Below are 24762 nucleotides of genomic sequence, written 5' to 3'. Positions count from 1 at the left end.
CGACGCGATTCGGCGTGCCGGGACCTGCGACCGGATCGAAAAAGGACGGCCGACGTGATCTCGTGGCAGCGACGTGACGTCAATCGGTCGCCCGACCCCGTTCTAAAGCTAACGGCAGTCGCGTCCTGATCGGCTTGTGACAGACCGGCTGCACTTCGTCCACCCACATTGTGACGAAGCAGGCGCAGCGATTCTACCCGCCACGGCGAACGAGACAGCGCGCGGAGCCTTGGCCCATGCACCTCAAACCACTGCACTCGCATGGCTTCCGTCTAAGTGTATGATTTATGTGCCCGACCTGAGAGATAGGTGACGTTTTGTACCGGAGACATGGGTAACACTTTTCGCTTTTTTGCGGGAGGTGTTGATGCCGTGGAAAGAGACTTCGGTGATGGAGGAACGTCTGCGTTTTGTCGCCCGGCTGCTTGAGGGCGAAGGCATGAGCGATGTGTGCCGGGAGTTCGGCATCTCGCGAAAGACCGGCTACAAGATCTTCAATCGCTACAGGCAAGCCGGCCTGGAGGCACTGACGGATCGCTCGCGGCGGCCGGTGCGTTACGCCAACCAGCTGCCTGAGCCGGTCGAGGCGATGATCGTCTCATGCAAGAAGAACAAGCCGCATTGGGGTGCCAGGAAGATCAGAGAACTGCTGGTCAGGCGCCTGGCCGGCGATGTGCGCGTGCCGTCCAAGAGCACGGTGCATGCGGTGCTCGATCGACATGGTCTGGTCGCCCATGCCCGCGGGCGACACCGCTTTCGGGCCGAGGGAACCACCCTATCTCAAGCATTGCTGCCGAACGATCTGTGGTGCGCCGACTTCAAGGGCGAGTTCAAGCTCGGTGACGGCCGGATACTGGCAGCCAATGCGATGGACCGGATGCACGATGCTTCGCCCGCTGGACTGAGATTGCGCACGAGCATGGGTCAGAAGGCTATCGCATAGCTCCGACCATGCTACACATATACAGCTTCAGGTCTGCTTTCGAGATTGGATCGATATTCATCAAAAAGCTCCCATACCTTGCCATATGATGGAGCGTCTTCGATGGTATGGTCAACGCCGAGCTCACCAAGCTCGCGGATCGATCGGATGTACATGTCGATGAAGGAGAAACCTGAACTCAGGTCATCGGCGAGAACGCCGAGCCCTTTCGCGGTCTCCTCGTAACCCCATTGGCTGCCCGCTCGCTGGTCAACCCACATCGGCGAAGTGGTCTTTTCTTCAAGGCTCAGCTTGTCCAGCCACTCCACTGTCTTCTTATACATCGTCATCAACGCTTCGGGGCTTTGAGTGACAGCGGCGGAAGCCTGATTGTATTTTGTCGACCAGGCGCGTTGGGCCGCCATAAAGGCCGATTGCAAGCCCCTGCTGCTGAGACATAATGGAATGGGCGATGCCCTTCTCCTCTTCGCTGAAGGCGCCGCTCTTGTCCGTATAGATGGCATTTAGCGCCCGTCGGTCGAGATCACCGAATGCCGCATACCAGTCCACGCCTTCCATGCTATTGATATCGAAAGGCTTCCCTTCCCGGCTCATCTGAGCGTATCGCGCATCAATTGCCCCACGCGCCGCATTTGCGACCTGATCCTTGGTCAACCCGGCTGAGAAAGGTTCTGCAGCCGGGTCTGTGACCGCAAGCGCAAGGTTGTTGGAGGAGTAGCCAGCGCGAGTTGGCATAAAGATTTCGTAGCCGTTCGCCCGAGCGGTCTCGAAGCTGTTCGAGGGCGCCGGGACTTTGCCGGTAGTATCGTACACGCCGATGTCGTCATCGTCCGGGAGAGCGTCCGTGACCAAGGAAACGCTCGCCTTTTCCGAAAGTGGAGCAGGCGCTCTTGGGTTCAAAATGCTCGCAGGCCGATAACTTGCAGCGGTGGAATGGCCGATACCGGGAATACTCATAGATAGCCTCCAGTTGTGGAACTATCTAAACAACCGCAGCTTGTGCGGATCTGACGGCGCGCTGAACTACCCCAGTTTCTGGAATGCCGGAGACTACGTTTCTCATGCGACTGGCTGCTATTCCAGCACAAGCGCCTGAGAAGGCTTTCCCGGGCGGCGCGCGTTGGCGGCCTTGGCATCCAGTTTGTTCTTGAGATGCACTTGCGTAGTGCTTTTCGATCAACTCCACGCTCGTCCGGCAGTTCTTGGCAATCTGGTAGATGTCCGCACCTTCGAGCAGGCGCAGGCAGATATAGGTGTGCCGCAGGCTGTAGGCCGAACGGCGGTTGCCCTGACGGTCAATTTCGGGTCGCAGTCCGTGAGAACCCGGTTGAACTGTTTCTTGTGGTCCTGCGGGAAGACGAGGTCGGTTGGCTTGGGTTTGTTGCGCTTCTTCATCCGCTCGAACGGAAACACCGCGCCCGTGGCTTTTGCAGTAGCCGACGCCGCGCTTGCCGCGCACCTCGATCACCAAGATCCGTTCCTTGCTCTCCGGGTCCTTTTCAATGGTGACGTCACGGTATTCCAACCGGTTGGCTTCGTCGGGCCGCAGGCCGGTATTGGCCATGAACAGGATGAAATCGTGCAACTGCTCGGCCGCATGCTGCCAGTTCAGCTTGAACGCCGATTTCGCCCGGTCGCGGGTATGGGAATAGAGCTGCTTGTATTCCTCGGGCGAAAACCAGGCCCGATGGTTGACCTTGCTGGATGCGCGGTAGGGCGCCGAGAAATCGGGCAGGCGACCTATCCAGCCGTGCCGCAAGGCGGTTTCATGACCTGGCGGAGGTTACCGTCTCATGATGCAAGGTGCTGCGGGACGGGGGCTTACCAGTCCGGCCCTTCGACTGCAGCCGCATCACCCGGTATTCCTGCAAGATACCAGCGGTGGCGGCGCTCAACGCCTTGTCGCCGAAGTAGGGTATCAGGTGATTCTCAAGCTGGGCCTCATGGTCCTTCACGTAGCGGGCATTGCGCTCGCCGCTGGTGATCGCCTCGTACTCCAGAAAAAACTGCTTGGCGGCATCTGCGAAGGTTTTTTCCTTCTTCAGGCCCCCCGCGCGGCTTTTGCCCTTGAGTTCAAAATACCAGTCTTCCGCAAATTCCTTGGCCTGGGACAGGCTGTCGGTTTTGGTGCTGACTCGCCACTCCTTTCCTTCAAGGTAGGTGGAGCACTGCCAGACGGAACTGTGGGGCGACGGTACACACGGACCTTGTCACCAAGCACTTTGTGGGATGCCATTACCCTCAAAACTGTGTGAGGGTATTTTAGCTGGTTTTCGACCAAGTTCAAGGCAGTAAGCCGTTGAATTTATTGGTGAGAGCGCAGGGATTCGAACCCTGGACCTACTGATTAAAAGTCAGTTGCTCTACCGACTGAGCTACGCTCTCCCGCGGCCGCGGGTAAGCGCGTCCTTGAAAGTGCGCGGAACATAGGCAGGTGCCCCCTTGCGGTCAACCCGCAAAAACAGCAAAAATGCGGCTATCTGACGCTTTTCCGCCGCGGTGCGAAAAGGTGATTGGCATTCGCCGCGTTCGGCCATTACCTCAAGCGTAAGACGCGGGCTCCCGGAAAGGCCCGCCATCCGGAGCCACACGTGTCGATTGCCGAAATATCCCTGCTGAGTGCGCTTCTTGCCGGCGCATTGTCGTTTCTCTCTCCCTGCGTGCTGCCGCTCGTGCCGCCTTATCTCTGTTATATGGCGGGCATTTCGGTCGAGCAGTTCCGGGGTGGCGGAGGGGCGGCGGTCATCGATTCGGGGGCCAGAACACGGCGGGCGGTGCTCAAGTCGGCGCTGTTCTTCACGCTCGGCTTCGCGACCGTCTTCGTGGCGCTCGGGGCCGGCGCCTCGACGATCGGCGTTTTGCTGCGTCAGCATCTCGATCTCCTGTCGAAGCTCGGCGGCCTGATCATCATCGTCATGGGCCTGAATTTTCTGGGTGTTTTCAGGATAGGCCTTCTCGCCCGCGAGGCACGCTTCCAGGGCGGCGGCCAGCCGGCGACGCTCTCCGGCGCCTATGTCATGGGACTTGCCTTCGCTTTCGGCTGGACACCCTGCATCGGCCCGGTGCTGGGCGCCATCCTCGGCGTCGCCGCATCCCGTGATACGGTCGGCGAGGGAGCGGCGCTGCTCGCCATCTATTCGCTGGGCCTGGCCGTGCCGTTCTGGATCGCCGCAGGCTTTTCCGGTGCCTTCATGAAGTTCCTCACCCGCTTCCGCCGCCATCTCGGCATGGTCGAGAAGGTCATGGGGGTCTTCCTGATCCTGACCGGGCTCGCTTTCATCTTCGGTTTCGTCACTTCGGCCGCAATCTGGTTCCAGCAGACCTTTCCAATCCTGATGCAAATCGGCTAACGGAAAAGCGTCTTCCAATACGGCCCGGTCAGCGGGCAGGGTACCGATGGCCGATATCATTGCATTGCTGCTGCCCTTCTTCGGGCTGATCCTCATCGGTTATCTGGCCGCGAAGGTGACGAGACAGCCGGCTGAAGCGCTCGGCTGGATGAATACGTTCATCATCTACGCGGCCCTGCCGGCGCTGTTCTTCAAGCTCGTTTCCCGCACCCCCGTCGAGCAGCTGACCCGGGCGGACTTCATCTTCGGCGAGATCGGCGCGACCTACCTGGTCTTCTTCGTTCTCTTCCTGATCGGCTTCTTCTTGCGTCGTAATTCGTTTGCCGATTGCACCATCCAGTCGTTTGCCGGCGCTTACGGCAATATCGGCTATATGGGGCCGGGCCTGGCGCTGCTGGCTTTCGGTGAGGCGGCAGCGGTGCCGGTGGCGCTGATCGTCTGCTTCGAGAACGCCGCGCATTTTATCGTCGCGCCTGCGATGATGGCGGTGGCCGGCGGCGACAGACGTCCGGCCAGCCAAGTGGTCGCCGATATCGTCCGGAAAGTCGTGCTGCACCCGTTCATCATCTCGACGGCGCTCGGATTCTGCTTCGCGGCATTTGCCGTGCAGCCGCCCGCTGCCTTCCAGCGGCTCATCGACTACCTCGCCCAGGCGGCGGCTCCTTGCGCGCTGTTTGCCATGGGGGTGACGCTGGCGCTCCGGCCGATCAAGCGCGTGCCTGTGGAGATCAGCTATATCGCGGCCTTCAAGCTGATCGTGCTGCCGATGACCACCTATGCGGTCCTGTCGCTGATCGGCAATTTCGATCCCGTGTGGATCTATTCCGCGACTTTGCTTTCGGCGCTGCCGACGGCGACCAACGTTTTTGTCATCAGCCAGCAATACGGCGTCTGGCAGGAGAGGGCTTCGGCGAGCATCCTGATCATTACGGCCGCATCGGTGGCAACACTGCCGGTGCTGCTTTACCTCATCAACTCCGGTACCTTACCGCCGGATCTCTTTCCGTAAGGCGTCGACGACGGCGCGCAGCCCACGGCCGGGCTCGATGCCTTCCCGCATCAGCAGGTTTCGCAGCGGCGGCGCGTTGGTGAGGATGTGCAGGCCCGCCGCGCGCAGCATCTGGACGGGCAGGAAATCCGACAGCAGCGAACGGTTGAGGAGATCGACGCCGACTGTGCGGCTGACGATGTCCGGGCCGCGGCGCCGGTTGAAGCGATCGCCGGCATCGGCTGCAATCGGGCGGTCGCTGGTGGCGACAAGCAATTCCGAAAGTGCGATGATGTCGCGCAGCGACAGGTTGAGGCCCTGCGCTCCGATCGGCGGAAAGGCATGTGCGGCCTCGCCGATCAGCGCCAGCCGACCCTTGCCGAACCGTTCCGCCATCAGGCTGGAAAGCGGCCATGCCTGTGCCGTGCCTTCAACGGTCACCTTGCCGAGCATCGATTGCATGCGGTCTTCGACCAGCCGCGACAGCTCCTCGACGGGAAGCTCGACGAGACGGCCGGCTTCATCCGGCTTCACGACCCAGACGAGGCTGGAGCGAAGGCCGGGCAGGGGAACCTGGGTGAACGGTCCGTTTTCCGTATGGACTTCGGTCGAGACATTGCCGTGCGGCAGGGTATGGGCGAAGTTCAATACCACCGCCGACTGGGGATAGGACCAGCGCCGCACGCCGATGCCGGCCGTTTCCCGCGCTTTCGACTGACGCCCGTCCGCACCCACGACGAAATCGACGCTGGCGATCGTGCCGTCCGACAGTGTCAGCATCACTCTCTCGGCCGAGAAATCGAAGGTTTCGACGGTTTGAGCGACGTTGGTAACGTTGGGTTCTGCTGCCACCGCCGCATCCAGCGTTTCCGACAGCGCCCGGTTCGGTATGTTGTAGCCGAAGGCGTAGAGGCCGACATCCTGCGCCCGGAACTGCGCCGTCGGCGCGCGGAGCAGTCGCTTGGTGCCATCGATGATCTGCATGACCGAGAGCGGCGCGGCGGAAGGCGCTATGGCCTCCCAGACGCCAAGCCGTTCGAGAAAGCGAATGGAGTGGTCCATCAGTGCGGTCGTACGCTCGTCGGTTTTCGCGGCGGAGGGCGCGATCATAGCCACCTTGCGGCCGGCGCGCGCGAGCGCCAATGCGGCAACCGATCCGGCCAGTCCCCCGCCCACCACGGCGATCTCGAAATGCTGCATGTCCGTCGTCCTGCTCTGCAAAAATCTGCTCTCGATTATCTAGAGCTTCGGGGCGGGCATATCCATGGGGCACGGCAGCGCAGCATGGAAAAAGCAATGCTCTATCTCTTGCGGCGGGGCCAAGCCGGTTGCAATGCGCGGTGATTGGCCGCATACCTCGCCGGATGAGGGAAGGCGGGACTGACGCGTGATTAGACGAATCTTCAATTACAGAAAAGTTCCGTATGCCGAAATCCGTGCCTTCTCGGTTCACCTCCTGACGGCATCAGGTTCGTTCCTCGCTTTCCTCGGGGTCGTCGCGGCAGCCGAGCATCGCTTTGTCGACATGTTCTGGTGGCTGGGGCTGGCGCTCCTGGTCGACGGCATCGATGGACCGATCGCCCGCAAGGTGCGGGTCAAGGAAGTCCTGCCCAACTGGTCGGGCGACACGCTCGACAACATCATCGACTATGTGACCTACGTGCTGTTGCCGGCGTTTGCGCTTTACCAGAGCGGCATGATCGGGGAGCCATGGTCCTTCGTCGCCGCAGGCGCCATCGTCGTCTCCAGCGCGGTCTATTATGCCGACATGGGCATGAAGACGGACGAGTACTTTTTTTCCGGCTTTCCGGTTGTCTGGAACATGGTCGTGTTCACGTTATTCGTCATCGATGCAAGCGCCACGGCGGCCCTGGTCCTGGTCTCCGTATCGGTTTTTCTCACCTTCCTGCCGATCAATTTCCTGCATCCGGTGCGCGTCAAGCGGCTCCGCCCGCTCAATCTGGCCGTCTGCCTCATATGGTGCGCGCTCGGCGGCTATTCGTTGCTCCTGCATTTCGAAACACCCGACTGGGTCGTCTATGGTGTCGTACTGAGCGGCATCTACCTCTATTGCATCGGCGGCGTGCTACAGCTTTTCCCCAGCCTCGGAAAATAGTTGGACCTTGCTTCAACCCCCTTTCTTTAGTGTTGTGCGAAGCAACAAATACGGTATCAATATCAGTCGAATGTCCGGAATGATCGCCGGATGTCGTCAAAGTCAATACGCCGCGTCGCCCTGAAAAACCTCGAAGAAGGTAGGCCCGTGGTGAACGAGGGGGTTCAGTGACGTTATCCGAGGGTCCGGCGACCGTTCCGCTTCTGTCGGTTCGAGGTTTGACCAAGCTTTTCGGCAGCTTCGCGGCTTGCAACGCGATCGATTTGGATATCGCGCCCGGTGAAATTCATGCATTGCTCGGAGAAAACGGCGCCGGCAAGTCGACGCTCGTGAAAATGCTCTTCGGCGTCCTGCAGCCGAGCGCCGGCCAGATCCTCTGGCAAGACGCGCCTGTGACGATCGCTTCGCCGGGCGAGGCCCGCCGGCTCGGCGTCGGCATGGTCTTCCAGCATTTCTCGCTGTTCGAGGCGCTGACGGTCGCGGAAAACATTGCGCTGTCGCTCGACCCCAAGATTTCGCTTGCCAGGATCTCGGAGGAAGCGGCCTCGCTTTCCAAGGCATATGGCCTGCCGCTCGATCCGCAGGCGCATGTGGCGGACCTTTCCGTCGGCGAGCGCCAGCGCATCGAGATCGTCCGGGCGCTGCTTCAAAATCCCAAGCTGATCATCCTCGACGAGCCGACTTCGGTCTTGACCCCGCAGGAGGCCGACCGGCTGTTCGAGACGCTGTTCAAGCTGAAGGCCGAGGGCCGATCGGTTCTCTATATCAGCCACAGGCTGGAGGAAGTACGCCGCATCTGCGATCGCGCCACGGTCCTGCGCCATGGCAAGGTCACCGGCGCCTGCGATCCGAGCCAGGAAACACCGGCGTCGCTCGCCCGGATGATGGTCGGCTCCGATGTCGCCGAAGTCCATCGAGACAATACGGCAGCACTCGGCGATATCCGCATCGAGGTCAGCAATCTTTCGGTTCCGGCGCGCACGCCCTTTGCCGTGTCGCTCAAGAACATCGCCATGAAGGTCCGGGCCGGAGAGGTGCTGGCGATCGCCGGCGTTGCGGGCAACGGCCAGGGTGAACTCTTCGACGCGCTTTCGGGCGAATATCCGGTTGCCGAAGACGAGGCGATCCGCATCCGGGGCAAGGCGGTCGGCCGCACCGGCATCAACGGCCGCCGCCTGCTTGGCGCCGGGTTCGTGCCGGAAGAGCGCCACGGCCATGCCGCGGTCTCCGCCATGGCCCTTTCGGACAATCTCCTGCTCGCCCGCAGCCAGTCGGACAAGAAGGCCTTTCTGTCCGGCGGCGCCTTTTCCGTCATTCGCTTCGACGCGATCCGCTCCGCCACCCGCCGCATCTGCGAGGCGATGGATGTCCGCAAGAGCGGCGAGGATCCGCAGGCAGGCTCGCTCTCCGGCGGCAACCTCCAGAAATTCATCGTCGGGCGCGAGCTCGACCGGCAACCTTCCGTGCTCGTCGTCAACCAGCCGACCTGGGGTGTCGATGCCGGTGCCGCAAGCCGCATCCGCCAGGCGCTGATCGATCTCGCCAGGTCCGGCTCGGCGGTCGTGGTGATCAGCCAGGATCTCGACGAGATTTTCGAGGTGGCGACCAATATCGCTGTCATCTCCGAAGGCCGTCTCTCCGAGGCCTATCCGGCCGGCATGCTGACGCTCGAACGCATCGGTCTGCTGATGGGCGGTATCCACGAAAGCCATTCCATTCCGGAGACGGCGCATGCGCATTGAGCTCCAGAAGCGCGCCCGCGTCTCGACGCTGTTCTCGATCCTCTCGCCGCTGCTGGCGCTCGCGCTGACGCTGCTTTTCGGCGCCATCATGTTTTGGCTGCTCGGCAAGAACCCGGTCAGTGCGCTCTACAGCTTCTTCATCGAGCCGCTGCTGGAAGTCTGGTCGCTGCACGAGCTGGCGATCAAGGCAGCGCCGCTGATCCTGATCGCGGTCGGCCTGTCGGTTTGCTACCGGTCCAACAACTGGAATATCGGGGCCGAAGGCCAGTTCACCATCGGCGCCATCACCGGCTCGATCCTGCCGGTCATGTATCCGGCCTGGCACTCGCCGCTGATCCTCCCTCTGATGCTGATCCTCGGCATGATCGGCGGCGCGCTTTATGCCGGCATACCGGCGTTGCTGAAAACCCGCTTCAACACCAACGAAATCCTGACCAGCCTGATGCTGGTCTATATCGCCCAGCTCTATCTCGACTGGCTGGTGCGCGGACCATGGCGCGATCCGCAAGGCTACAATTTCCCGCAGACCAAGGGCTTTCAGATCGAAGCGGTACTGCCGGAGATCCTGTCGTCCGGCCGCGCCCACTGGGCCTTCATCTTCGCGATCGTCGCGGCCGTGGCGCTGTGGTTCATGATGCGCTTCATGCTGAAGGGCTTTGAGGTCTCGGTGCTCGGTCAGTCGGAACGGGCAGGGCGCTTTGCCGGCTTCTCCGCCCGCCGCATGGTGTGGTTCTCGATGCTGCTGTCGGGCGCGCTTGCCGGGCTTGCCGGCATTTCGGAGGTGTCCGGCTCGATCGGTCACGTTCAGCCGGTCATCTCACCGGGTTACGGTTTCACCGCGATCATCGTCGCCTTCCTCGGGCGGCTCAACCCGCTCGGGATCATCGCTTCAGGCCTCGTGCTGGCGCTGACCTATCTCGGCGGCGAGGCGGCGCAGCTGTCGATCGGCATTTCGGACAAGGTCAGCCGCGTCTTTCAAGGGTTGCTGCTCTTCTTCGTGCTCTCCTGCGATACCCTGATCCACTACAGGGTCCGGCTGATCTTTGCGGGCACAAAAACGGCGGAGGTGAAGGGCTGATGTTCGAGGCGATCCTTCTCACCGTCATCACCGCATCCACCCCGCTGGTTCTCGCAGCCCTCGGCGAACTGGTGACCGAGCGCTCCGGCGTGCTGAACCTCGGCGTCGAAGGCATGATGATCATGGGGGCTGCCTGCGCCTTCGTGGCCGCGCAACTGACGGGCTCTCCTTATATCGGCATCCTCGCCGGCATTCTGGGCGGCGGCATCTTCTCGCTGCTCTTCGGTTTCCTGACGCTGACGCTGGTGGCCAACCAGGTGGCGACCGGCCTTGCGCTCACCATCCTCGGTCTCGGGCTTTCCGGGCAGATCGGCGAGGCCTTCGTCGGCCAGCCGGGCATAAAACTGCAGCCGATCGTCTTTCCGTTGCTTTCGGACATCCCCTTTTTCGGTCGCGTCCTCTTTCGCCAGGACCTGATCTTCTACGTATCGATCGCGCTTGTCGTCGGCATCAACTGGTTCCTGTTCAGGAGCCGGACCGGATTGAAGCTGCGGGCGATCGGCGACAGCCATGCCTCGGCCCATGCGCTCGGCATCAACGTCATCCGTACCCGCTACCTGGCGGTCATGTTCGGGGGCGCCTGTGCCGGACTTGCCGGCGCTCAGCTTTCGCTCGTCTACACGCCGCAATGGGTGGAGAACATGTCGGCCGGCCGTGGCTGGATTGCGCTCGCGCTCGTCGTTTTCGCCTCCTGGCGGCCATGGCGGATTCTGGCGGGCGGATACCTTTTCGGCGCTGTCGGGATCGGCCAGCTGCACGCGCAGATCGTGGCGCAGAACCTCGGCATCGTCATCCCGTCGCAGTTCCTGTCCGCACTTCCTTATGCGGCGACTATTGTCGTGCTGATCATCATTTCGCATAATCGTCGCACGACGCTCATCAATACGCCGGCCTCGCTCGGGAAACCCTTTGTCCCCGACCGGTGACCGCGGAACCAAAACAAAACGTCTTCAAGCCAATAGAGGTTAGGAAATGAAGAAACTGATTATCGCCCTTGCCGCATCGGCCGCCCTGATGGGCGGTTTTTCGACCGGCGCCGTGGCTCAGGAAAAGAAGAAGGTCTGCTTCATCTACGTCGGTTCGAAGACCGATGGCGGCTGGACCCAGGCCCATGACCTCGGTCGCCAGCAGCTCGACAAGGCACTCGGCGCCAAGGTCGAAACGCCCTTCCTCGAAAACGTGCCGGAAGGCCCGGATGCAGAACGTGCCATCGAGCGCATGGCCCGTTCCGGCTGCGCGCTAGTCTTCACGACGTCCTTCGGCTTCATGGATGCCACCGTCAAGGTCGCCGCGAAATTCCCGGAGATCAAGTTCGAGCATGCGACCGGCTTCAAGGCCGGCCCGAACCTCGCGACCTACAATTCGCGCTTCTACGAAGGCCGCTATATCCAGGGCCAGATCGCCGCGAAAATGTCGAAGAAGGGCGTCGCCGGCTACATCGCCTCCTTCCCGATCCCGGAAGTGGTGATGGGCATCAACGCCTTCGAACTGGGCGCAAAGTCGATCAACCCGAACTTCAAGCTGAAGGTCGTCTGGGCCAATACCTGGTTCGACCCGGGCAAGGAAGCCGACGCCGCCAAGGCGCTGATCGACCAGGGTGTCGACATCCTGACCCAGCACACCGATACGACCGCTCCGATGCAGGTCGCCGCCGAGCGCGGCATCCTCGCCTTCGGCCAGGCTTCCGACATGATCGCCGCCGGCCCGAAGACGCAGCTGACCGCGATCGTCGACACCTGGGGCAGCTATTACATCAAGCGCACCCAGGCGCTGCTTGACGGCACCTGGAAGTCCGAGCAGATCTGGGACGGCCTGAAGGACGGCATCCTGACCATGGCGCCCTATACAAACATGCCGGACGACGTGAAGGCGATGGCCGAAGAGACCGAAGCCAAGATCAAGTCGGGCGAACTGCATCCGTTCACCGGCCCGATCAACAAGCAGGACGGCAGCGCGTGGCTCGCTGCCGGCGAAAAGGCGCAGGACGGCGTCCTGCTCGGCATGAATTTCTACGTCGAAGGCGTGGACGACAAGCTGCCGAAGTGAGGAAAAGCGGCCGGAACCGATCGCAATATCGTTTCGAACGGCGTGCTCATCTCGGCAACCGGCAATGGTCGGCGTAATTAAAAAGGGCGGTCCGTGGACCGCCCTTTCTGTTTCGACTTTTTGGGCTGTCAGGCTGCGAGCGAGGCGATGTCGATGACGAAGCGGTAGCGTACGTCGCTCTTGATGACGCGCTCGTAGGCTTCGTTGATATCCTGGATATTGATCTTCTCGATCTCGGACGTGATGCCGTGCTCGCCGCAGAAATCCAGCATTTCCTGGGTTTCCTTGATGGAGCCGATCATCGAGCCCGAAAGGCTCTTGCGGCCGGCGATGACCGAGAAGGCATGGACCGGGACCGCATGTTCCGGGACGCCGACCACGACCATGGAGCCGTCGAACTTCAGGAGGCCGAGATAGGCGTTCCAGTCGATCGTCGTGCCGACCGTGCAGATGATCAGGTCGAATGTGCCGGCGAGCTTGGTGAAGGTCTCTGCGTCGCTGGTCGCATAATAGTCCTTGGCGCCGAACTTCAGGCCGTCTTCCTTCTTCGAGAGCGTCTGGCTGAGCACGGTGATATCGGCGCCCATGGCCGCACCGAGCTTGACGCCCATATGGCCAAGCCCGCCCATGCCGACGATCGCGACCTTCTTGCCGGGGCCGGCCTTCCAGTGGCGCAGCGGCGAGTAGAGCGTGATACCGGCGCAAAGCAGCGGAGCGCCGGCGTCGAGCGGGATATTGTCCGGGAAGGAGAGGACATAACCTTCCTTGACGACGATCGAATCCGAATACCCGCCATAGGTCGGCGTCGTGCCATCGGCCTCGACGTCGTTATAGGTCTGGATGAGGCCCGGCAGGAAATGTTCGTAGTCGACATCGCGGGTGGCGCATTGGGTGCAGGAATTCACGAAGCAGCCGACACCGACGCGGTCGCCGACCTTGAACTTGGTGACCTTGGAGCCAACGGCCGAAACGACGCCGGCCACTTCATGGCCCGGCACCATCGGAAAGCGCGAATTGCCCCATTCGTTGCGGGCCTGGTGGATGTCCGAATGGCAGACGCCGCAATACTGTACCGAGATGACGACATCGTCGTCATTGGGTTCGCGGCGCTCGAAGGTGAAAGGCGTCAATGGTTTCGACGCGTCGGTCGCGGCATAGCCTTTTGCAATAGCCATGTGAGCTCCATTCATCTGTGGGTTAGGAGGGAATTGGACGGGCGGACTATGCCCTCGGGTGGCGCAATAGCGTTAGAGCGATCCTGCGAGCTTTTTGCACGATCCTGCAAAAGTGATCGCCCGCCTGTTGGTTTCAGGGACAAGCCGGCGTAGGAAAAGCAGTCACCAGCTCATTGCGGAGGCTCCATGACACTGCCCTTCAATCCCTATCACGAGGCGGCCTCGATTGCCGCGCGGCATGTTCAAGAGGATGGGGAAGTGTTCACGGCTATCGGAAACCTCGTGCTCGGCCGGCGGTCGGTCCCGACCGCGCCACTTTATATGGATTACCGGCCCTGCATCTGTCTGGTTCTGCAAGGCACCAAGAGCGTGAAGCTCGGGGACGAGACAATCGCATATGGCGTGGGTGATTGTCTTCTCACCTCGATCGAATTGCCGGTGACATCGCGCGTCACGGTCGCAAGTCCGGAGGTGCCGCACTTATGTTTTGCCCTCGCAATCGATCCGGATGGGCTTTCCGCCCTCCTGGAGCGGGTCGACGTTCCGCGACCGAGTTCCGGCACCGACGCCATGCGCGGCATCGTCGCCAATGTCGCAACACCCGAACTGCTTGATGCAGCGACGCGGCTACTCCGCCTGCTCGACCGGCCTGCGGATATCGCGGCTATGGCGCCGCTCATCGAGCAGGAGATCATCTATCGCGTGCTCTCCGGGCCGGACGGGCCTCGGCTCCTGCATATCGCGACGTCCGAAAGCCGCAGCAACCGGATCGCCCGCGCCGTCGGCTGGCTGCGCGCCAACTTCCACCGCACACTGCGGATCGAGGACCTGGCCGACCATGTGGGCATGAGCCCGTCTTCGCTGCACCACCATTTCAAGTCGGTGACGGCGATGACGCCGGTGCAGTTCCAGAAGAAGCTGCGCCTGCACGAGGCGCGGCGGCTGATGCTGCTGGAAGGGCTCGATGTCGGCAGCGCCGGCCACCGGGTCGGCTACCAGAGCCCGTCGCAGTTCAGCCGCGAATACAGCCGGCTCTACGGCGAGTCACCGCTGCGTGACGTGGGTGCGATCCTGGCCGCCGCGGAATAGGCTCAAAACCCTCGTGGATCAGCCGGGGAATTTCAGCGCCTTGTCGTTGCGGCACCGGGCGAGCTTAAGCTGCTTGAACGAATGGATTCTGGTGATCCGTCCGTCGCTGTCCGTATCGACCTTCATGCAGGCGCAGGCGTAACCGTAGCTGCCGTTGGTACGGACGTAGTCGCGTTCCGAAATGTCCGGGATGAGATCCATGCCTTCGGGCTCGTCTTCGCTTCCCTGGCTGCGGATGGTCCAGGTATCCTCGGCGTCGTCCAGCCACCAGTTGCCGGGTGTCGGATTCTGGATCCAGCCGCAACGGTTTTCGGCGGCATGGGCAACGCCCGCAACGGCAAGAAAAGCGAAGGCGGCAATGGCGCTGCATACCCGGCTCATGAATGGTCCCCCTCATCGTTCGGGCGATTGTATCGGCTCCGGGAAGGCTTAGCGTAAAAACCTTGATCGTTGATGATCGCTTCTCGAAGAACGGGCTTGACGGCGGCGGCGGATGCTTTATACGGGCAGAACCGTACCGTACGGTACGCAAAAGGATTGAGAACCGTGAGAGCCGACGCCACCGACATGCCCGAATTTTCGCCGCGCCAGAACGCCGTTCTGGAGCAGGCGCTTCGGCTGCTCGTGGAAGGCGGCGAGAAGGCGTTGACGACCTCGGGGCTCGCCCGCGCCGCCAATTGCTCCAAGGAAAGCCTCTACAAGTGGTTCGGCGATCGCGAAGGTCTTCTGGCCGCGATGATTGCCCATCAGGCGAGCAAGGTGCGCACCTTCGAGCGTTCGGGCGAGCGGCTGACCGCCGATCTTCTGCGTGACCATCTCGAACTTTTCGCCCGCGATCTGCTGGAGGTTCTGGCCGGCGACGTCTCGCTGGCGCTGAACCGGCTGGCGATCGGCCAGGCGACCCGGGAAGGATCGAAGCTCGGGAAACTTCTGCTCGAACACGGCCGCCGGCAGATCGATCGCCGAGCCATGGCGCTGATCGACCAGGGAAAAAGGGCAGGGCTGCTGCGCTTCGACAATGCGGATGCCGCCTATCACACGCTTTACGGCCTGATCGTTTCCGACCTGCATGTGCGCATGCTGCTCGGCGAGCCAGGCCTCAAGGACAATGCGCGCCAGGCGGAGAGGGCGGTCGCAGCTTTTCTCACGCTGCACGGCACGCAGAAACAATCGGCGGACGCGCTCGGCGTCTCCGCTGGACGATGACAATCATCAACAGACCTCACGCATAGGGAAGGAAAAAATCGATGCGCGTTTATTATGATCGGGATGCCGATATCAACCTCATCAAGTCCAAGAACGTTGCCATCATCGGTTACGGTAGCCAGGGTCGCGCGCATGCGCTGAACCTCAAGGACTCCGGCGCCAAGAACGTCGTGATCGCACTCAAGGCCGGTTCCGGGACCATCAAGAAGGCCGAAGCCGACGGCTTCAAGGTGATGACCGTCGCCGAAGCCGCCAAGTGGGCCGACCTGATGATGATGGCGACCCCGGACGAACTCCAGGCCGACATCTACAAGGCCGAAATCGCCGGCAACATCCGCGACGGCGCCGCAATCGCCTTTGCGCACGGCCTCAACATCCATTTCGGCCTGATCGAGCCGAAGAACTCGGTCGACGTCGTGATGATCGCGCCGAAGGGCCCGGGCCATACGGTTCGCGGCGAATACCAGAAGGGCGGCGGCGTTCCCTGCCTCGTTGCCGTTCACCAGAACGCTTCCGGCAACGCGCTTGAACTCGCTCTCTCCTACGCCTGCGGCGTCGGCGGCGGCCGTTCGGGCATCATCGAAACCAACTTCCGCGAAGAATGCGAAACCGATCTCTTCGGCGAACAGGTCGTTCTCTGCGGCGGTCTCGTCGAGCTGATCCGCGCCGGTTTCGAAACCCTGACCGAAGCCGGCTACGCACCGGAAATGGCCTATTTCGAATGCCTGCACGAAGTGAAGCTGATCGTCGACCTGATCTATGAAGGCGGCATCGCCAACATGAACTATTCGATCTCCAACACGGCCGAGTGGGGCGAGTACGTCACCGGTCCGCGCATCATCACCGAAGAAACCAAGGCCGAGATGAAGCGTGTTCTGAAGGACATTCAGACCGGCAAGTTCACTTCGGACTGGATGCAGGAATACCGTGCAGGCGGTTCGCGCTTCAAGGGCATCCGCCGCATGAACGACAGCCACCAGATCGAGGAAGTCGGCGCCAAGCTGCGCGGCATGATGCCCTGGATCGGCAAGAACAAGCTGGTCGACAAGAGCGTCAACTAAGCTTTTCAGGTCCGGGGGTGGGGCTAACGTTCCGCCCCCGGCTTCTGCACGTAGATGACATGCGGCAGGTCTTCAAAATGCTTGTCGCAGGTCAGAAGGTCTGAATCGCTAAGACGGGCGGTCGCATAAATGATCGCATCGGCCGTCGACAGCTTGAATTCGACTGACAACCTTGCCGCTTCCTTGGCTATATTCGTATCCAGGACGAAGACTTGCCCGAACGTCGTATAGGCCAGGAAGCCTTGGGCCTCGCTCGTGTTGCGCTCCCGCTCCAGCCATTTGAAGACCTCCAACTGCACGATTGTCGGCACTATGCAGTCGGAAATCTGAGGAATCTGGGCATTCATTTGAATGCCGGTAGCGGTCTTGGAAAGCCACTCGATCCACGCCGAACTGTCGATGACGCGAGCCATCAGTATCGATCGTTCCTGTCACGGTAATTCGAGGTGTCGGCGCCTTTGGCCATGCCGTAAAGTTCCTCGCGGGTCGGCACCGGCACGAGAATGACCCCTTTGCCTTGCGGAATGAAAGCAAATTGTTGCCCAGCTTGCCAATTATGCTTTTCGCGGATTTCCTTGGGTATGGAAATCTGGAATTTCGAGGATAATGTTGCTGTCGCCATGATCTTACCTTCTAGAGATCGATAGACTATGCGTAAGATAGTATCGTTACCGGCAAAATCAAAGGCCAAAAAATCTGACGCAACCCGATAGGTCAGTCTTGCTGACCTATCGGTCTTTGTGTAAAGATTGGACATAGAAAATTGAAATAAGAGGAAACATCCCGTGCTTGATTGGGAACAAATCTTTGCGACGCGCTCCAGCCGCATGCGCGCCTCTGAAATCCGCGAACTGCTGAAGCTGCTCGACCAGCCCGACATCATCTCGTTTGCAGGCGGCATTCCGGATCCGGCGCTGTTTCCGGACGTGGCGTTCAAGGAAGCCTATTCGGACATTTTTTCCAGTGCCCAGGTCGGGTCGGCGCTGCAGTATTCGGTAAGCGAAGGCTACAAGCCGCTGCGCGAATGGATCGCCCGCGACGTCGCCAAGATCGGTATCGACTGCACGCCCGACAACGTCTTCATCACCTCCGGATCGCAGCAGGCGCTCGATTACCTCGGCAAGCTGTTCCTGTCGCCGAACGATACGGCGCTGGTCACCTGGCCGACCTATCTCGGCGCGCTGTCGGCCTTCAATGCCTATGAGCCGAATTACGACCAGCTGTCGCTGAACGGCAATCGCACCCCGGAGGCCTATCGCGACACCGCGGCGAAGAACGGCGGCGCCGTCAAATTTGCCTATCTGTCCGCCGATTTCTCCAATCCGACCGGCGAGACGATCGATCTGGCCGCTCGCGAAAAGCTGCTGGCACTTGCCGACGAGCTCGATATCGCAATCCTCGAGGACGCCGCCTATCAGCATCTGCGCTATGATGGTGAGGCCATTCCTCCGATCATGGCCCTCGACATTGCCCGCCGGGGCGGTATCGAGAACACCCGCACGATCTACAGCGGCAGTTTCTCCAAGACCTTGGCGCCGGGCCTGCGCGTCGGATTCGTGGTCGCGGCGATGCCCGTCATCCGCAAGCTGGTGCTGATGAAGCAGGCGGCCGACCTGCATTCTTCGACCATCAACCAGATCGCCATCGAGCATGTCGCCTCGCGCGGTTTCGACGCCCAGGTCGCCAAGATCAAGGCCGTCTACAGCAAGCGCCGCGATGCGATGCTGGCGGCACTCGACAAATACATGCCGAAGACCGCCACCTGGACACGCCCCGAAGGCGGCATGTTCGTGTGGGTGACCTTGCCGGAAGGCATGGACGGCGCCGAACTGCTGGCGAAATCGATCGCCACGGAAAAGGTCGCCTTCGTTCCGGGCAAGGCGTTCTATGCGGATGGCAGCAATGCCAATACGCTGCGCATGAGCTTCTCCTGCGCTGACGAAGCGATGATTGACGAGGGCATCAAGCGGCTCGGCCGCCTGATCTCCAGCGCAATCCGCGCTGCTGCCTGATCATCAAAACATTCGAGCGTAAAAAAGCCTGCCGCAGAACGGCAGGCTTTTTTGTTTCTCAGACCTGCTTGTCCGGTCAGTCGGCCGCAAGCACGATGAGCATGTCGGTGTCCGTATAGGTGGTCATTTCGGTGCGGAGCGGATTGACGACCACGCCGCCGAGGTTTCTGGCGTCGGCATCGCCCGGCCGCTGGCGGCGGTGGCCGATCGCGATTTCGCCGCGGCGAAGGGCAGCGAGCGCCACGGTGAAGAAGTTCACCGGCTTCGAGATATCCACATAGTCGCCCATCGGTCGCATGTAGATTTCGGAACCGGCCTCATCCAGAAGTTCGTCGAAGATCGCCGCCATGGATTCGTTTTCGGAGGCCTGGGCGAGCATCAGGCTGACCAGCTTGTTGCTGACGACGAAATCCTCGGCGCGGGTGACTTCCGCAAGCTCGCGGTTACGCACGTCGATCATCTCGCTGACCACGCTGATATGCTTGCCGGCCGTCTCGCCGATCTTGCGAAGCTGCAGCAGGGTGATCAGCGTGCGTGTGTCGGCCGATTGCGCCATCATGCTGTCGCTGTAGCCGAGAACCAGGACATGGTCGTAGGACGGGATATCGAGTGCGTCGAGCGCCGAACGGCTGCTGGTGTCGATCACGCGATGATCGACGGCGAGCCGTGCCTTGTCGAGTTTAAGTGCTGCGATTTCGTCTTCGAATTCCGGCGTGTCGGCCGCGATCGTCAGCCGCGAGCCGGGCGCCACATAGCGCACAAGTTCGGACGCAATGATCGGGCCGCGGCGGTTCCAGCCGAGGATCAGCGTGCGCTCCGCGGTCTTGGTTCGCTTGACGATCGGCTTGATGGCATTCTTGTCGATGCCCATGTCGCCGGACCAGGTTTTGATCGCACCATCGTCCTCGGCGATGATGACCGCGCGATCACCGGCGACGATCACCTGGTTGGGGTTGGGGTTGAGATGGATGGCGCCGTCCTTGTCGCAGAGGCCGATCAGCGTGCTGTTCTCGTAGGCGAGAACGGCATTGCCGAAGGATTTTCCGACGAGGCCGGGCTGTTCGAGCGTGTAGATCTCGCAGCCGTCGAAATCGAGCAGTTCGGAATAGACCGCGCTCAGGCCCGCCTGTCGGCTGGTATGGACGACGATGCGGGCGATCAGGTCGTCGGCGAGCACGAGCTGCATTTCGCCGCCGCCGACGATCCTGGCCACTTCGGCATTGTCGGCATTGCGGATTTCCGCGGCGATCATGTATTTCTCCGGCCGCCGGCTGGGATCGTTGACCAGCGCAAGCACCGTCTTGATCACCTGCGGATCCGCATCCTCACCTTCCGGTGACAGGACGATGATCGACCGCGACGTCTGCGGGTTGACGATGCCGAGATCGTAGAGATCGGTCGGGTCGCCGCTGCGGCAGATGATCTTGGTATTCTTGCGATCGGCCACCTTGGTGGCGATCTCGTCTTCCATCTCCACCTTGTCCTTGTGCGCCATGATGACGATACGCGGATTGCGGCGGCTCTGGTTGGCGATGATGAGTTCCGAGATGACATCGAAGATCGAAGGCGACCAGTTGAGGATGATCGTGTGTTCGGTTTCGAGCACCCGCGAGCGGCCCTTGCGCAGCTCGTCGAGCTTTTCCTCGAGGCCGGACGAGATGACGCCGATCAACGCGGAGAAGACGAAAATGCCGGCGAGCGTCACAAGCAGCATGATGATGCGGAAGCTCCAGCCCTGGTCGGCGCCCATGGTGCCGGCGTCGAAGGTGCGCATCAGCGATTCCCACGTGCCCTCGACGAAGCCGAGCGACTCTGCTCCCTCGGGCGCGATCCCGGTGACCGCGAGGATCGCGCCGGCGATCATGATGACGATCAGCGATATCAGCGCCAGCCAGCCGATCAGCGCAATCGCGCCGCCCGCCATGCTCTTGTCGAACCCATAGCGCAGTCGCGCACCCAAGTTTTCCCGGCTTTTCATCTTCCATCCCCGAACTATACCCTGGTGCAGGGGATGGCAGGATTTGGTTGCGAAACAATTGAGGGGGCGGGTTTTGCGCGGTGGTTGTGCCGGAATGATCGGAGCACAGTAAATTTAGTCTTCGAATTCTGTTTGGCGCCGGTAAAACTGGCCGCGAGATTGGCCTTGCCCGCCTGCCTGTCACATGGCTGTCAAGCAGGAATGCTTATCGTCCGCAGCTTATGTTCGAACAGGGATGCTCCGATGAAGAACCTTCTTTCCGCTTTCACTGCCCTCGTGGCCTTCGGCATGATTGCCGGCGCCGCCGAGGCCGCCGATCTCGTGCTCTATACCAGCCAGCCGAACGAGGACGCCCAGGCGACCGTCGATGGGTTCAAGGCTGCCAATCCGGGCCTCGACGTGCAGTGGGTGCGTGACGGGACGCCGCAGATCATGGCCAAGCTCAATGCCGAGATCCAGGCCGGCAATCCGGCGGCCGACGTTCTCCTGATCGCCGACACGGTGACGCTCGAGCGGATGAAGCAGGCCGGCCAGCTGATGGCCTACAAGTCGCCGGAAGCCGCCAATTACGACAAGGCGCTCTATGACGCCGACGGCTTCTACCATTCGACCAAGCTGATCACCACCGGCATCATCTACAACACCCAGGCCGCCATGAAGCCCACCAGCTGGGCAGACCTTGCCAAGCCGGAAGCCAAAGGCCTCGTCACCATGCCGAGCCCGCTCGCCTCGGGTGCAGCCCTCATCCACGCCCAGACGCTCGCTGGCGTCCCCGGCCTCGGCTGGGATTATTACAAGAGCCTCAAGGCGAACGGCGCGATTGCCGCCGGCGGCAACGGCGCGATCCTGAAGTCCGTCGCTTCCGGCGAGAAAGCCTACGGCTTCGTCGTCGATTACCTGCCGATCCGCGAAAAGGCGAAGGGCGCTCCCGTCGAGTTCGTCTTCCCGAAGGAAGGCGTGTCTGCCGTGACCGAGCCGGCTGCGATCCTTGCCTCCACCAAGCACGCGGACAATGCCAAGAAGTTCATCGACTACGTGCTCTCGCAGAAGGGCCAGGAAGGTTTCCTGAAGCTCGGCTATATTCCGGCCCGCAACGGCATGGCCGTACCGGCCGGCTTCCCGGCGCGCGAGACAATCAAGGTCCTGCCGATCAATGCTCCCGAGGCGCTCAAGAACTCCGAGAAGGACGTCAAGGGCTTCGCGGATATCTTCGGCATCAAAGGCTGATATAAGCGCCATATGACGCGACCTCAGAATCAGGGAAACAGCCAGCCACGCTGGCTGTTTCCTTTTGTCGTAACAGTGATCTTCTGCCTGAGCGTGCTGCCGCTCGGCCGGCTAGCAGCGACCGGAATCATGTCCGCCTTCCGGGGCGGGGCAAGCGAACTTCTGTCCGATCCGGGCCTGTGGCGCTCGGTCTATGATACGTTGTCCACCTCCTTCTTCGGCATGATCGCGGCCGTCGTTCTGGGAGGCGGCTTTGCGCTGCTGCTGACGTTGTTCGACATCCGCGGCAAGGCTCTCCTCGGTTTCCTGTTCATGCTTCCGACGATGATCCCGCCGCAGGTGACGGCGCTTGCCTGGATCGGCATGACCGGGCCTTCGAGCGCGCTCTTGAAGGCGATCGGGCTGGCGCCGCCGCTCGGCTCGCCGCAGCCGCTCTATTCGATCGGCGGTATCGCGCTGCTCTATGGGGTTCAGAATGCCGCGCTCGTCTACCTGTCGCTCCGGGCCGGGCTTCTGGCGCTGCCGCGGGACGCGGTGGAGGCGGCAAGGCTTTCCGGCGCATCGTCCTTTCAGGTGCTGAAAGATGTCATCCTGCCTTTGTCTCTGCCGGGTTTTGCAGCGGGAGCGGCAATCGCCTTTGTCTCCTGCGTCGGCAATTTCGGCATTCCGGCAATCCTCGGTATTCCAGCCGGAATCTATACACTGCCGACCCTGATCTATTCGAAATTCGCGGCTTTCGGTCCCCGTACGTTCGCGGACATTTCCGTCCTGTCCGGCCTGATTGCGATCCTGTCGGTCATCGGGCTGATGGTCGAGGCACGGGTGCTGCGCGGTCGCGACTATCGCGTCATCGGCCTGTCGGGGCAGGTCGCCGTATTTCGGCTCGGCGCCTGGCGCTGGCTTGCCGAACTGCTTTTGTGGTTGACGATCTTCCTCATCCTCGCCATGCCGCTGATCGCGCTGGTCGCAAGTTCATTGGCGCCGGCCTATGGCGTGCCGCTCAGCCCCGCGACCGTCACCTTCAAGGCCTATGAGGAAATCCTCCTGCGCCAGGCGGCGACCCGCATCGCTTTCACCAATTCCCTCTCGCTGTCGCTTGCCACCGCCTTCGGTCTCCTGGTGGTGACGGTGCTGACCGGCTATTTCCTGGTGCGCAGCAAGAGCCGATTCGTGGGCCTCATTTCGGCGCTGGCGGAAATCCCCTATGCGCTGCCGGGCATCGTGCTGGCGGTCGCCTTCATCCTGCTGTTCGCAGCACCCATTCCGGTGATCGGCATCTCGATCTACGGGACGATCTGGATCATCCTGATCGCCTATTTCTCGAGTTTCTTCGCCGTCAGCCTGAAGCCCGTGGTCAGCGCCTTCCGCCAGCTCGATCCTTCTCTCGAGGAGGCGGCGCGGCTTTCCGGGGCGGGTTTCGCGCGCCGGCTCGCCGATATTATCGTGCCCCTGGTGGCGCCGGCGGCAGGCGCCTCGGTGATCCTCGTGTTCCTGATCGCCTGCAACGAACTGACGGTCTCGGCGCTCCTCTGGTCGGCGGGCACGCAGACGCTCGGCGTGCTGATCTACAATCTCGATGACAGCGGCAGTTTCAATATCGCCGCGGCATTGTCCGTCCTCGTGGTCATCATGGTGATCGCGATGATGGTGGTGCTGGAGTTGATGGCGAAACGTCTGCCGAAAGGTGTGGTCCCGTGGCGAAGCTGATTCTCAACCGTCTTTCCAAGACGTTCGACCTGGGCGGGCGGGCGGCCGTCAACGACGTGTCGCTGACGGTACGCGAAGGCGGTTTCCTGGCGCTGCTCGGACCTTCCGGCTGCGGCAAGACGACGGTGCTCCGGATGATCGCCGGTTTCGAACAGCCGAGCGACGGCTCGATCCTGCTCGGCGAGCGGGTGCTTGCGGATGCGAGCGAGATGGTGGCCCCGGAACACCGCAACATGGCGATGGTCTTCCAGTCCTATGCGCTCTGGCCGCATATGAGCGTGGCGGAAAATGTCGGCTATCCGCTGAAAGTGCGCGGCATTTCGGGCGAGAAACGCGACCGCAAGGTCAGGGAGGCGCTCGCCGCCGTGCATCTCGAAACCTATGCGGACCGCCGCCCGGCCGATCTTTCCGGCGGCCAGCGGCAGCGCGTCGCGCTCGCCCGCTGCCTCGTCACCGAGCCGGATGTCGTGCTGCTCGACGAGCCGCTCGCCAATCTCGACCGGCACCTGCGCCAGGAGATGGAAGAGACGTTTCGCGAGTTCCATGCCCGGTCCGGCGCGACGATGATCTATGTCACCCATGACCAGGCGGAAGCGATGGCGCTTGCGACCGACGTTGCCGTGATGTCCGAGGGCAAGCTGTTGCAGGTGGCGACGCCGGAGGAAATCTATGCGCGCCCTGAAGGCCGGTTGGTCGGTGGCCTCGTCGGGCAGGGGGCGATCCTGTCGCTGCCATCACCGTTCGGTGACAGGCGGCTTTTCGACTGGCCCGCGATGCAGGAGATTCTTGCCGGACCGGCACGAGAGCCGCGAGCCGATATCCTCGTCCGCCCGCAGGACGTAGAAATTGCGGCGGAAGGACAGGCGGCCACCGTCCTCTCGGTGCTGTTCGAAGGCGAGCGTTATGCGCTGCGTCTCGCTCTGCCGGACGGGCAGGCACTGCGCGCTTTCAGCCGCCATCCGGTCAAGGTGGGCGATCATCTGTCGATCGTGATCCGCGCGGCCTGGAGATTGTAGCCGGGCGTCGCCATGGTTATGGTGTTCG

The 24762-nt window shown here is 61.6% G+C and carries 24 protein-coding genes, 1 tRNA gene and 1 pseudogene; 16 read left to right on the top strand and 10 right to left on the bottom strand.

Going from position 1 to position 24762, the window contains the following annotated elements; genetic code table 11:
• Positions 1-367: 367 nt before the first annotated feature.
• Positions 368-850 (top strand): annotated as a pseudogene (locus ACZ9EJ_RS08290) (helix-turn-helix domain-containing protein); the annotation flags it as partial.
• A 104-nt stretch (positions 851-954) separates the two neighbouring features.
• Here ACZ9EJ_RS08290 and ACZ9EJ_RS08285 read toward each other — a convergent pair.
• The 3 genes from ACZ9EJ_RS08285 to ACZ9EJ_RS08275 are packed head-to-tail and all read right to left on the bottom strand — an operon-like array spanning position 955 to position 2702.
• Positions 955-1272, bottom strand: coding sequence for a hypothetical protein (locus ACZ9EJ_RS08285; RefSeq protein WP_476098949.1), 318 nt, complete (start codon positions 1270-1272; stop codon positions 955-957).
• Positions 1259-1900: a hypothetical protein gene (locus ACZ9EJ_RS08280; RefSeq protein WP_476098947.1), complete on the bottom strand. Its 642-nt coding sequence runs from the start codon at positions 1898-1900 to the stop codon at positions 1259-1261. Before ACZ9EJ_RS08280 ends, ACZ9EJ_RS08285 begins: the two co-directional genes overlap by 14 nt.
• A 25-nt stretch (positions 1901-1925) precedes the next feature.
• Entirely contained in the window at positions 1926-2702 is a 777-nt protein-coding gene (locus ACZ9EJ_RS08275) for a site-specific integrase (RefSeq protein WP_251089720.1), read from the bottom strand.
• A 34-nt stretch (positions 2703-2736) separates the two neighbouring features.
• On the opposite strand from ACZ9EJ_RS08275, the gene ACZ9EJ_RS08270 reads away from it, so the two are divergent.
• A complete protein-coding gene (locus tag ACZ9EJ_RS08270; RefSeq protein ID WP_251089721.1) occupies positions 2737-3198 on the top strand; it encodes a hypothetical protein in 462 nt (153 codons plus the stop codon).
• Positions 3199-3252: 54 nt separating this feature from the next.
• Here ACZ9EJ_RS08270 and ACZ9EJ_RS08265 read toward each other — a convergent pair.
• Positions 3253-3328: transfer RNA gene (locus ACZ9EJ_RS08265), tRNA-Lys, on the bottom strand.
• Positions 3329-3534: 206 nt separating this feature from the next.
• Between ACZ9EJ_RS08265 and ACZ9EJ_RS08260 the strand changes: the two genes are divergently transcribed.
• Together ACZ9EJ_RS08260 and ACZ9EJ_RS08255 are read left to right on the top strand one after the other, a co-directional pair.
• Entirely contained in the window at positions 3535-4293 is a 759-nt protein-coding gene (locus tag ACZ9EJ_RS08260; protein WP_046640382.1) for a cytochrome c biogenesis CcdA family protein, read from the top strand.
• Positions 4294-4339: 46 nt separating this feature from the next.
• Complete coding sequence (locus ACZ9EJ_RS08255; protein WP_046640326.1) at positions 4340-5302, top strand: AEC family transporter; 963 nt, start codon at positions 4340-4342, stop codon at positions 5300-5302.
• On the opposite strand, the gene ACZ9EJ_RS08250 is transcribed toward ACZ9EJ_RS08255, so the two are convergent.
• Positions 5279-6481, bottom strand: coding sequence for a UbiH/UbiF family hydroxylase (locus tag ACZ9EJ_RS08250; RefSeq protein ID WP_046640325.1), 1203 nt, complete (start codon positions 6479-6481; stop codon positions 5279-5281). The two genes, ACZ9EJ_RS08255 and ACZ9EJ_RS08250, sit on opposite strands and share 24 nt — an antisense overlap.
• Positions 6482-6668: 187 nt before the next feature.
• Between ACZ9EJ_RS08250 and pcsA the strand changes: the two genes are divergently transcribed.
• The 5 genes from pcsA (at position 6669) to ACZ9EJ_RS08225 (ending at position 12263) form a co-directional block, all read left to right on the top strand.
• Positions 6669-7397 (top strand): phosphatidylcholine synthase, encoded by a 729-nt coding sequence (gene pcsA, locus ACZ9EJ_RS08245; RefSeq protein ID WP_046626519.1) that lies wholly within the window; start codon positions 6669-6671, stop codon positions 7395-7397.
• 167 nt (positions 7398-7564) lie between these two features.
• Positions 7565-9139, top strand: coding sequence for an ABC transporter ATP-binding protein (locus ACZ9EJ_RS08240; protein ID WP_046640324.1), 1575 nt, complete (start codon positions 7565-7567; stop codon positions 9137-9139).
• On the top strand, positions 9129-10217 hold the full coding sequence (locus ACZ9EJ_RS08235; protein ID WP_046640323.1) for an ABC transporter permease: 1089 nt from the start codon (positions 9129-9131) through the stop codon (positions 10215-10217). Before ACZ9EJ_RS08240 ends, ACZ9EJ_RS08235 begins: the two co-directional genes overlap by 11 nt.
• Complete coding sequence (locus tag ACZ9EJ_RS08230) at positions 10217-11143, top strand: ABC transporter permease (protein WP_046626513.1); 927 nt, start codon at positions 10217-10219, stop codon at positions 11141-11143. Before ACZ9EJ_RS08235 ends, ACZ9EJ_RS08230 begins: the two co-directional genes overlap by 1 nt.
• Before the next feature lie 46 nt (positions 11144-11189).
• A complete protein-coding gene (locus ACZ9EJ_RS08225; RefSeq protein ID WP_046640322.1) occupies positions 11190-12263 on the top strand; it encodes a BMP family ABC transporter substrate-binding protein in 1074 nt (357 codons plus the stop codon).
• 128 nt (positions 12264-12391) lie between these two features.
• Here ACZ9EJ_RS08225 and ACZ9EJ_RS08220 read toward each other — a convergent pair whose 3' ends face one another.
• Complete coding sequence (locus ACZ9EJ_RS08220) at positions 12392-13438, bottom strand: NAD(P)-dependent alcohol dehydrogenase (RefSeq protein WP_046640321.1); 1047 nt, start codon at positions 13436-13438, stop codon at positions 12392-12394.
• A 186-nt stretch (positions 13439-13624) separates the two neighbouring features.
• On the opposite strand from ACZ9EJ_RS08220, the gene ACZ9EJ_RS08215 reads away from it, so the two are divergent.
• Positions 13625-14527 carry an AraC family transcriptional regulator gene (locus tag ACZ9EJ_RS08215; protein ID WP_046640320.1) on the top strand — a complete coding sequence of 301 codons (903 nt, stop codon included), beginning with the start codon at positions 13625-13627 and terminating at the stop codon, positions 14525-14527.
• 18 nt (positions 14528-14545) lie between these two features.
• Here the strand turns inward: ACZ9EJ_RS08215 and ACZ9EJ_RS08210 are convergent, their stop codons facing one another.
• Positions 14546-14908, bottom strand: a complete 363-nt coding sequence (locus ACZ9EJ_RS08210; protein ID WP_046640319.1) for a DUF4087 domain-containing protein — start codon at positions 14906-14908, stop codon at positions 14546-14548.
• 186 nt (positions 14909-15094) lie between these two features.
• Here ACZ9EJ_RS08210 and ACZ9EJ_RS08205 point away from each other — a divergent pair, with 186 nt between their 5' ends.
• Positions 15095-15733: a TetR/AcrR family transcriptional regulator gene (locus tag ACZ9EJ_RS08205; RefSeq protein ID WP_046640318.1), complete on the top strand. Its 639-nt coding sequence runs from the start codon at positions 15095-15097 to the stop codon at positions 15731-15733.
• A 41-nt stretch (positions 15734-15774) separates the two neighbouring features.
• The gene (gene ilvC, locus ACZ9EJ_RS08200; protein ID WP_046626501.1) at positions 15775-16794 is read left to right on the top strand and encodes a ketol-acid reductoisomerase; all 1020 of its coding nucleotides are present in this window, start codon (positions 15775-15777) and stop codon (positions 16792-16794) included.
• Between the two features lie 23 nt (positions 16795-16817).
• Here the strand turns inward: ilvC and ACZ9EJ_RS08195 are convergent, their stop codons facing one another.
• Both ACZ9EJ_RS08195 and ACZ9EJ_RS08190 read right to left on the bottom strand, forming a co-directional pair.
• Complete coding sequence (locus tag ACZ9EJ_RS08195) at positions 16818-17207, bottom strand: type II toxin-antitoxin system VapC family toxin (RefSeq protein WP_007761852.1); 390 nt, start codon at positions 17205-17207, stop codon at positions 16818-16820.
• Complete coding sequence (locus tag ACZ9EJ_RS08190; RefSeq protein ID WP_046640381.1) at positions 17207-17416, bottom strand: AbrB/MazE/SpoVT family DNA-binding domain-containing protein; 210 nt, start codon at positions 17414-17416, stop codon at positions 17207-17209. Before ACZ9EJ_RS08190 ends, ACZ9EJ_RS08195 begins: the two co-directional genes overlap by 1 nt.
• Before the next feature lie 163 nt (positions 17417-17579).
• Here ACZ9EJ_RS08190 and ACZ9EJ_RS08185 point away from each other — a divergent pair, with 163 nt between their 5' ends.
• Positions 17580-18806, top strand: coding sequence for an aminotransferase-like domain-containing protein (locus ACZ9EJ_RS08185; RefSeq protein ID WP_046626497.1), 1227 nt, complete (start codon positions 17580-17582; stop codon positions 18804-18806).
• 76 nt (positions 18807-18882) lie between these two features.
• Here the strand turns inward: ACZ9EJ_RS08185 and ACZ9EJ_RS08180 are convergent, their stop codons facing one another.
• Positions 18883-20784 (bottom strand): CASTOR/POLLUX-related putative ion channel, encoded by a 1902-nt coding sequence (locus ACZ9EJ_RS08180; protein ID WP_046640317.1) that lies wholly within the window; start codon positions 20782-20784, stop codon positions 18883-18885.
• Between the two features lie 243 nt (positions 20785-21027).
• Here ACZ9EJ_RS08180 and ACZ9EJ_RS08175 point away from each other — a divergent pair, with 243 nt between their 5' ends.
• Genes ACZ9EJ_RS08175 through ACZ9EJ_RS08165 form a run of 3 tightly spaced genes read left to right on the top strand, consistent with a single transcriptional unit; the run spans position 21028 to position 24734 of the window.
• Positions 21028-22011: an ABC transporter substrate-binding protein gene (locus ACZ9EJ_RS08175; RefSeq protein ID WP_046640316.1), complete on the top strand. Its 984-nt coding sequence runs from the start codon at positions 21028-21030 to the stop codon at positions 22009-22011.
• Between the two features lie 12 nt (positions 22012-22023).
• Positions 22024-23718 (top strand): ABC transporter permease, encoded by a 1695-nt coding sequence (locus ACZ9EJ_RS08170; protein ID WP_046626490.1) that lies wholly within the window; start codon positions 22024-22026, stop codon positions 23716-23718.
• Positions 23706-24734 carry an ABC transporter ATP-binding protein gene (locus tag ACZ9EJ_RS08165; RefSeq protein ID WP_046640315.1) on the top strand — a complete coding sequence of 343 codons (1029 nt, stop codon included), beginning with the start codon at positions 23706-23708 and terminating at the stop codon, positions 24732-24734. The genes ACZ9EJ_RS08170 and ACZ9EJ_RS08165 overlap by 13 nt, the downstream gene beginning before the upstream one ends.
• Positions 24735-24762: the final 28 nt, after the last annotated feature.

The organism is Neorhizobium sp. USDA 3394, assembly GCF_056280385.1.
This window is presented reverse-complemented; position numbering and strand designations above follow the sequence as displayed.

Coding starts and splice junctions, on each gene's coding strand:
- ACZ9EJ_RS08175 (WP_046640316.1), top strand. CDS start 21,028: ATGAAGAACCTTCTTTCCGCTTTCACTGCCCTCGTGGCCTTCGGCATG.
- ACZ9EJ_RS08170 (WP_046626490.1), top strand. CDS start 22,024: ATGACGCGACCTCAGAATCAGGGAAACAGCCAGCCACGCTGGCTGTTT.
- ACZ9EJ_RS08280 (WP_476098947.1), bottom strand. CDS start 1,900: ATGAGTATTCCCGGTATCGGCCATTCCACCGCTGCAAGTTATCGGCCT.
- ACZ9EJ_RS08220 (WP_046640321.1), bottom strand. CDS start 13,438: ATGGCTATTGCAAAAGGCTATGCCGCGACCGACGCGTCGAAACCATTG.
- ACZ9EJ_RS08235 (WP_046640323.1), top strand. CDS start 9,129: ATGCGCATTGAGCTCCAGAAGCGCGCCCGCGTCTCGACGCTGTTCTCG.
- ACZ9EJ_RS08215 (WP_046640320.1), top strand. CDS start 13,625: ATGACACTGCCCTTCAATCCCTATCACGAGGCGGCCTCGATTGCCGCG.
- ACZ9EJ_RS08250 (WP_046640325.1), bottom strand. CDS start 6,481: ATGCAGCATTTCGAGATCGCCGTGGTGGGCGGGGGACTGGCCGGATCG.
- ACZ9EJ_RS08190 (WP_046640381.1), bottom strand. CDS start 17,416: ATGGCGACAGCAACATTATCCTCGAAATTCCAGATTTCCATACCCAAG.
- ACZ9EJ_RS08210 (WP_046640319.1), bottom strand. CDS start 14,908: ATGAGCCGGGTATGCAGCGCCATTGCCGCCTTCGCTTTTCTTGCCGTT.
- ACZ9EJ_RS08180 (WP_046640317.1), bottom strand. CDS start 20,784: ATGAAAAGCCGGGAAAACTTGGGTGCGCGACTGCGCTATGGGTTCGAC.
- ACZ9EJ_RS08225 (WP_046640322.1), top strand. CDS start 11,190: ATGAAGAAACTGATTATCGCCCTTGCCGCATCGGCCGCCCTGATGGGC.
- ACZ9EJ_RS08285 (WP_476098949.1), bottom strand. CDS start 1,272: ATGACGATGTATAAGAAGACAGTGGAGTGGCTGGACAAGCTGAGCCTT.
- ilvC (WP_046626501.1), top strand. CDS start 15,775: ATGCGCGTTTATTATGATCGGGATGCCGATATCAACCTCATCAAGTCC.
- ACZ9EJ_RS08205 (WP_046640318.1), top strand. CDS start 15,095: ATGCCCGAATTTTCGCCGCGCCAGAACGCCGTTCTGGAGCAGGCGCTT.
- ACZ9EJ_RS08270 (WP_251089721.1), top strand. CDS start 2,737: ATGATGCAAGGTGCTGCGGGACGGGGGCTTACCAGTCCGGCCCTTCGA.
- ACZ9EJ_RS08230 (WP_046626513.1), top strand. CDS start 10,217: ATGTTCGAGGCGATCCTTCTCACCGTCATCACCGCATCCACCCCGCTG.
- ACZ9EJ_RS08195 (WP_007761852.1), bottom strand. CDS start 17,207: ATGGCTCGCGTCATCGACAGTTCGGCGTGGATCGAGTGGCTTTCCAAG.
- ACZ9EJ_RS08255 (WP_046640326.1), top strand. CDS start 4,340: ATGGCCGATATCATTGCATTGCTGCTGCCCTTCTTCGGGCTGATCCTC.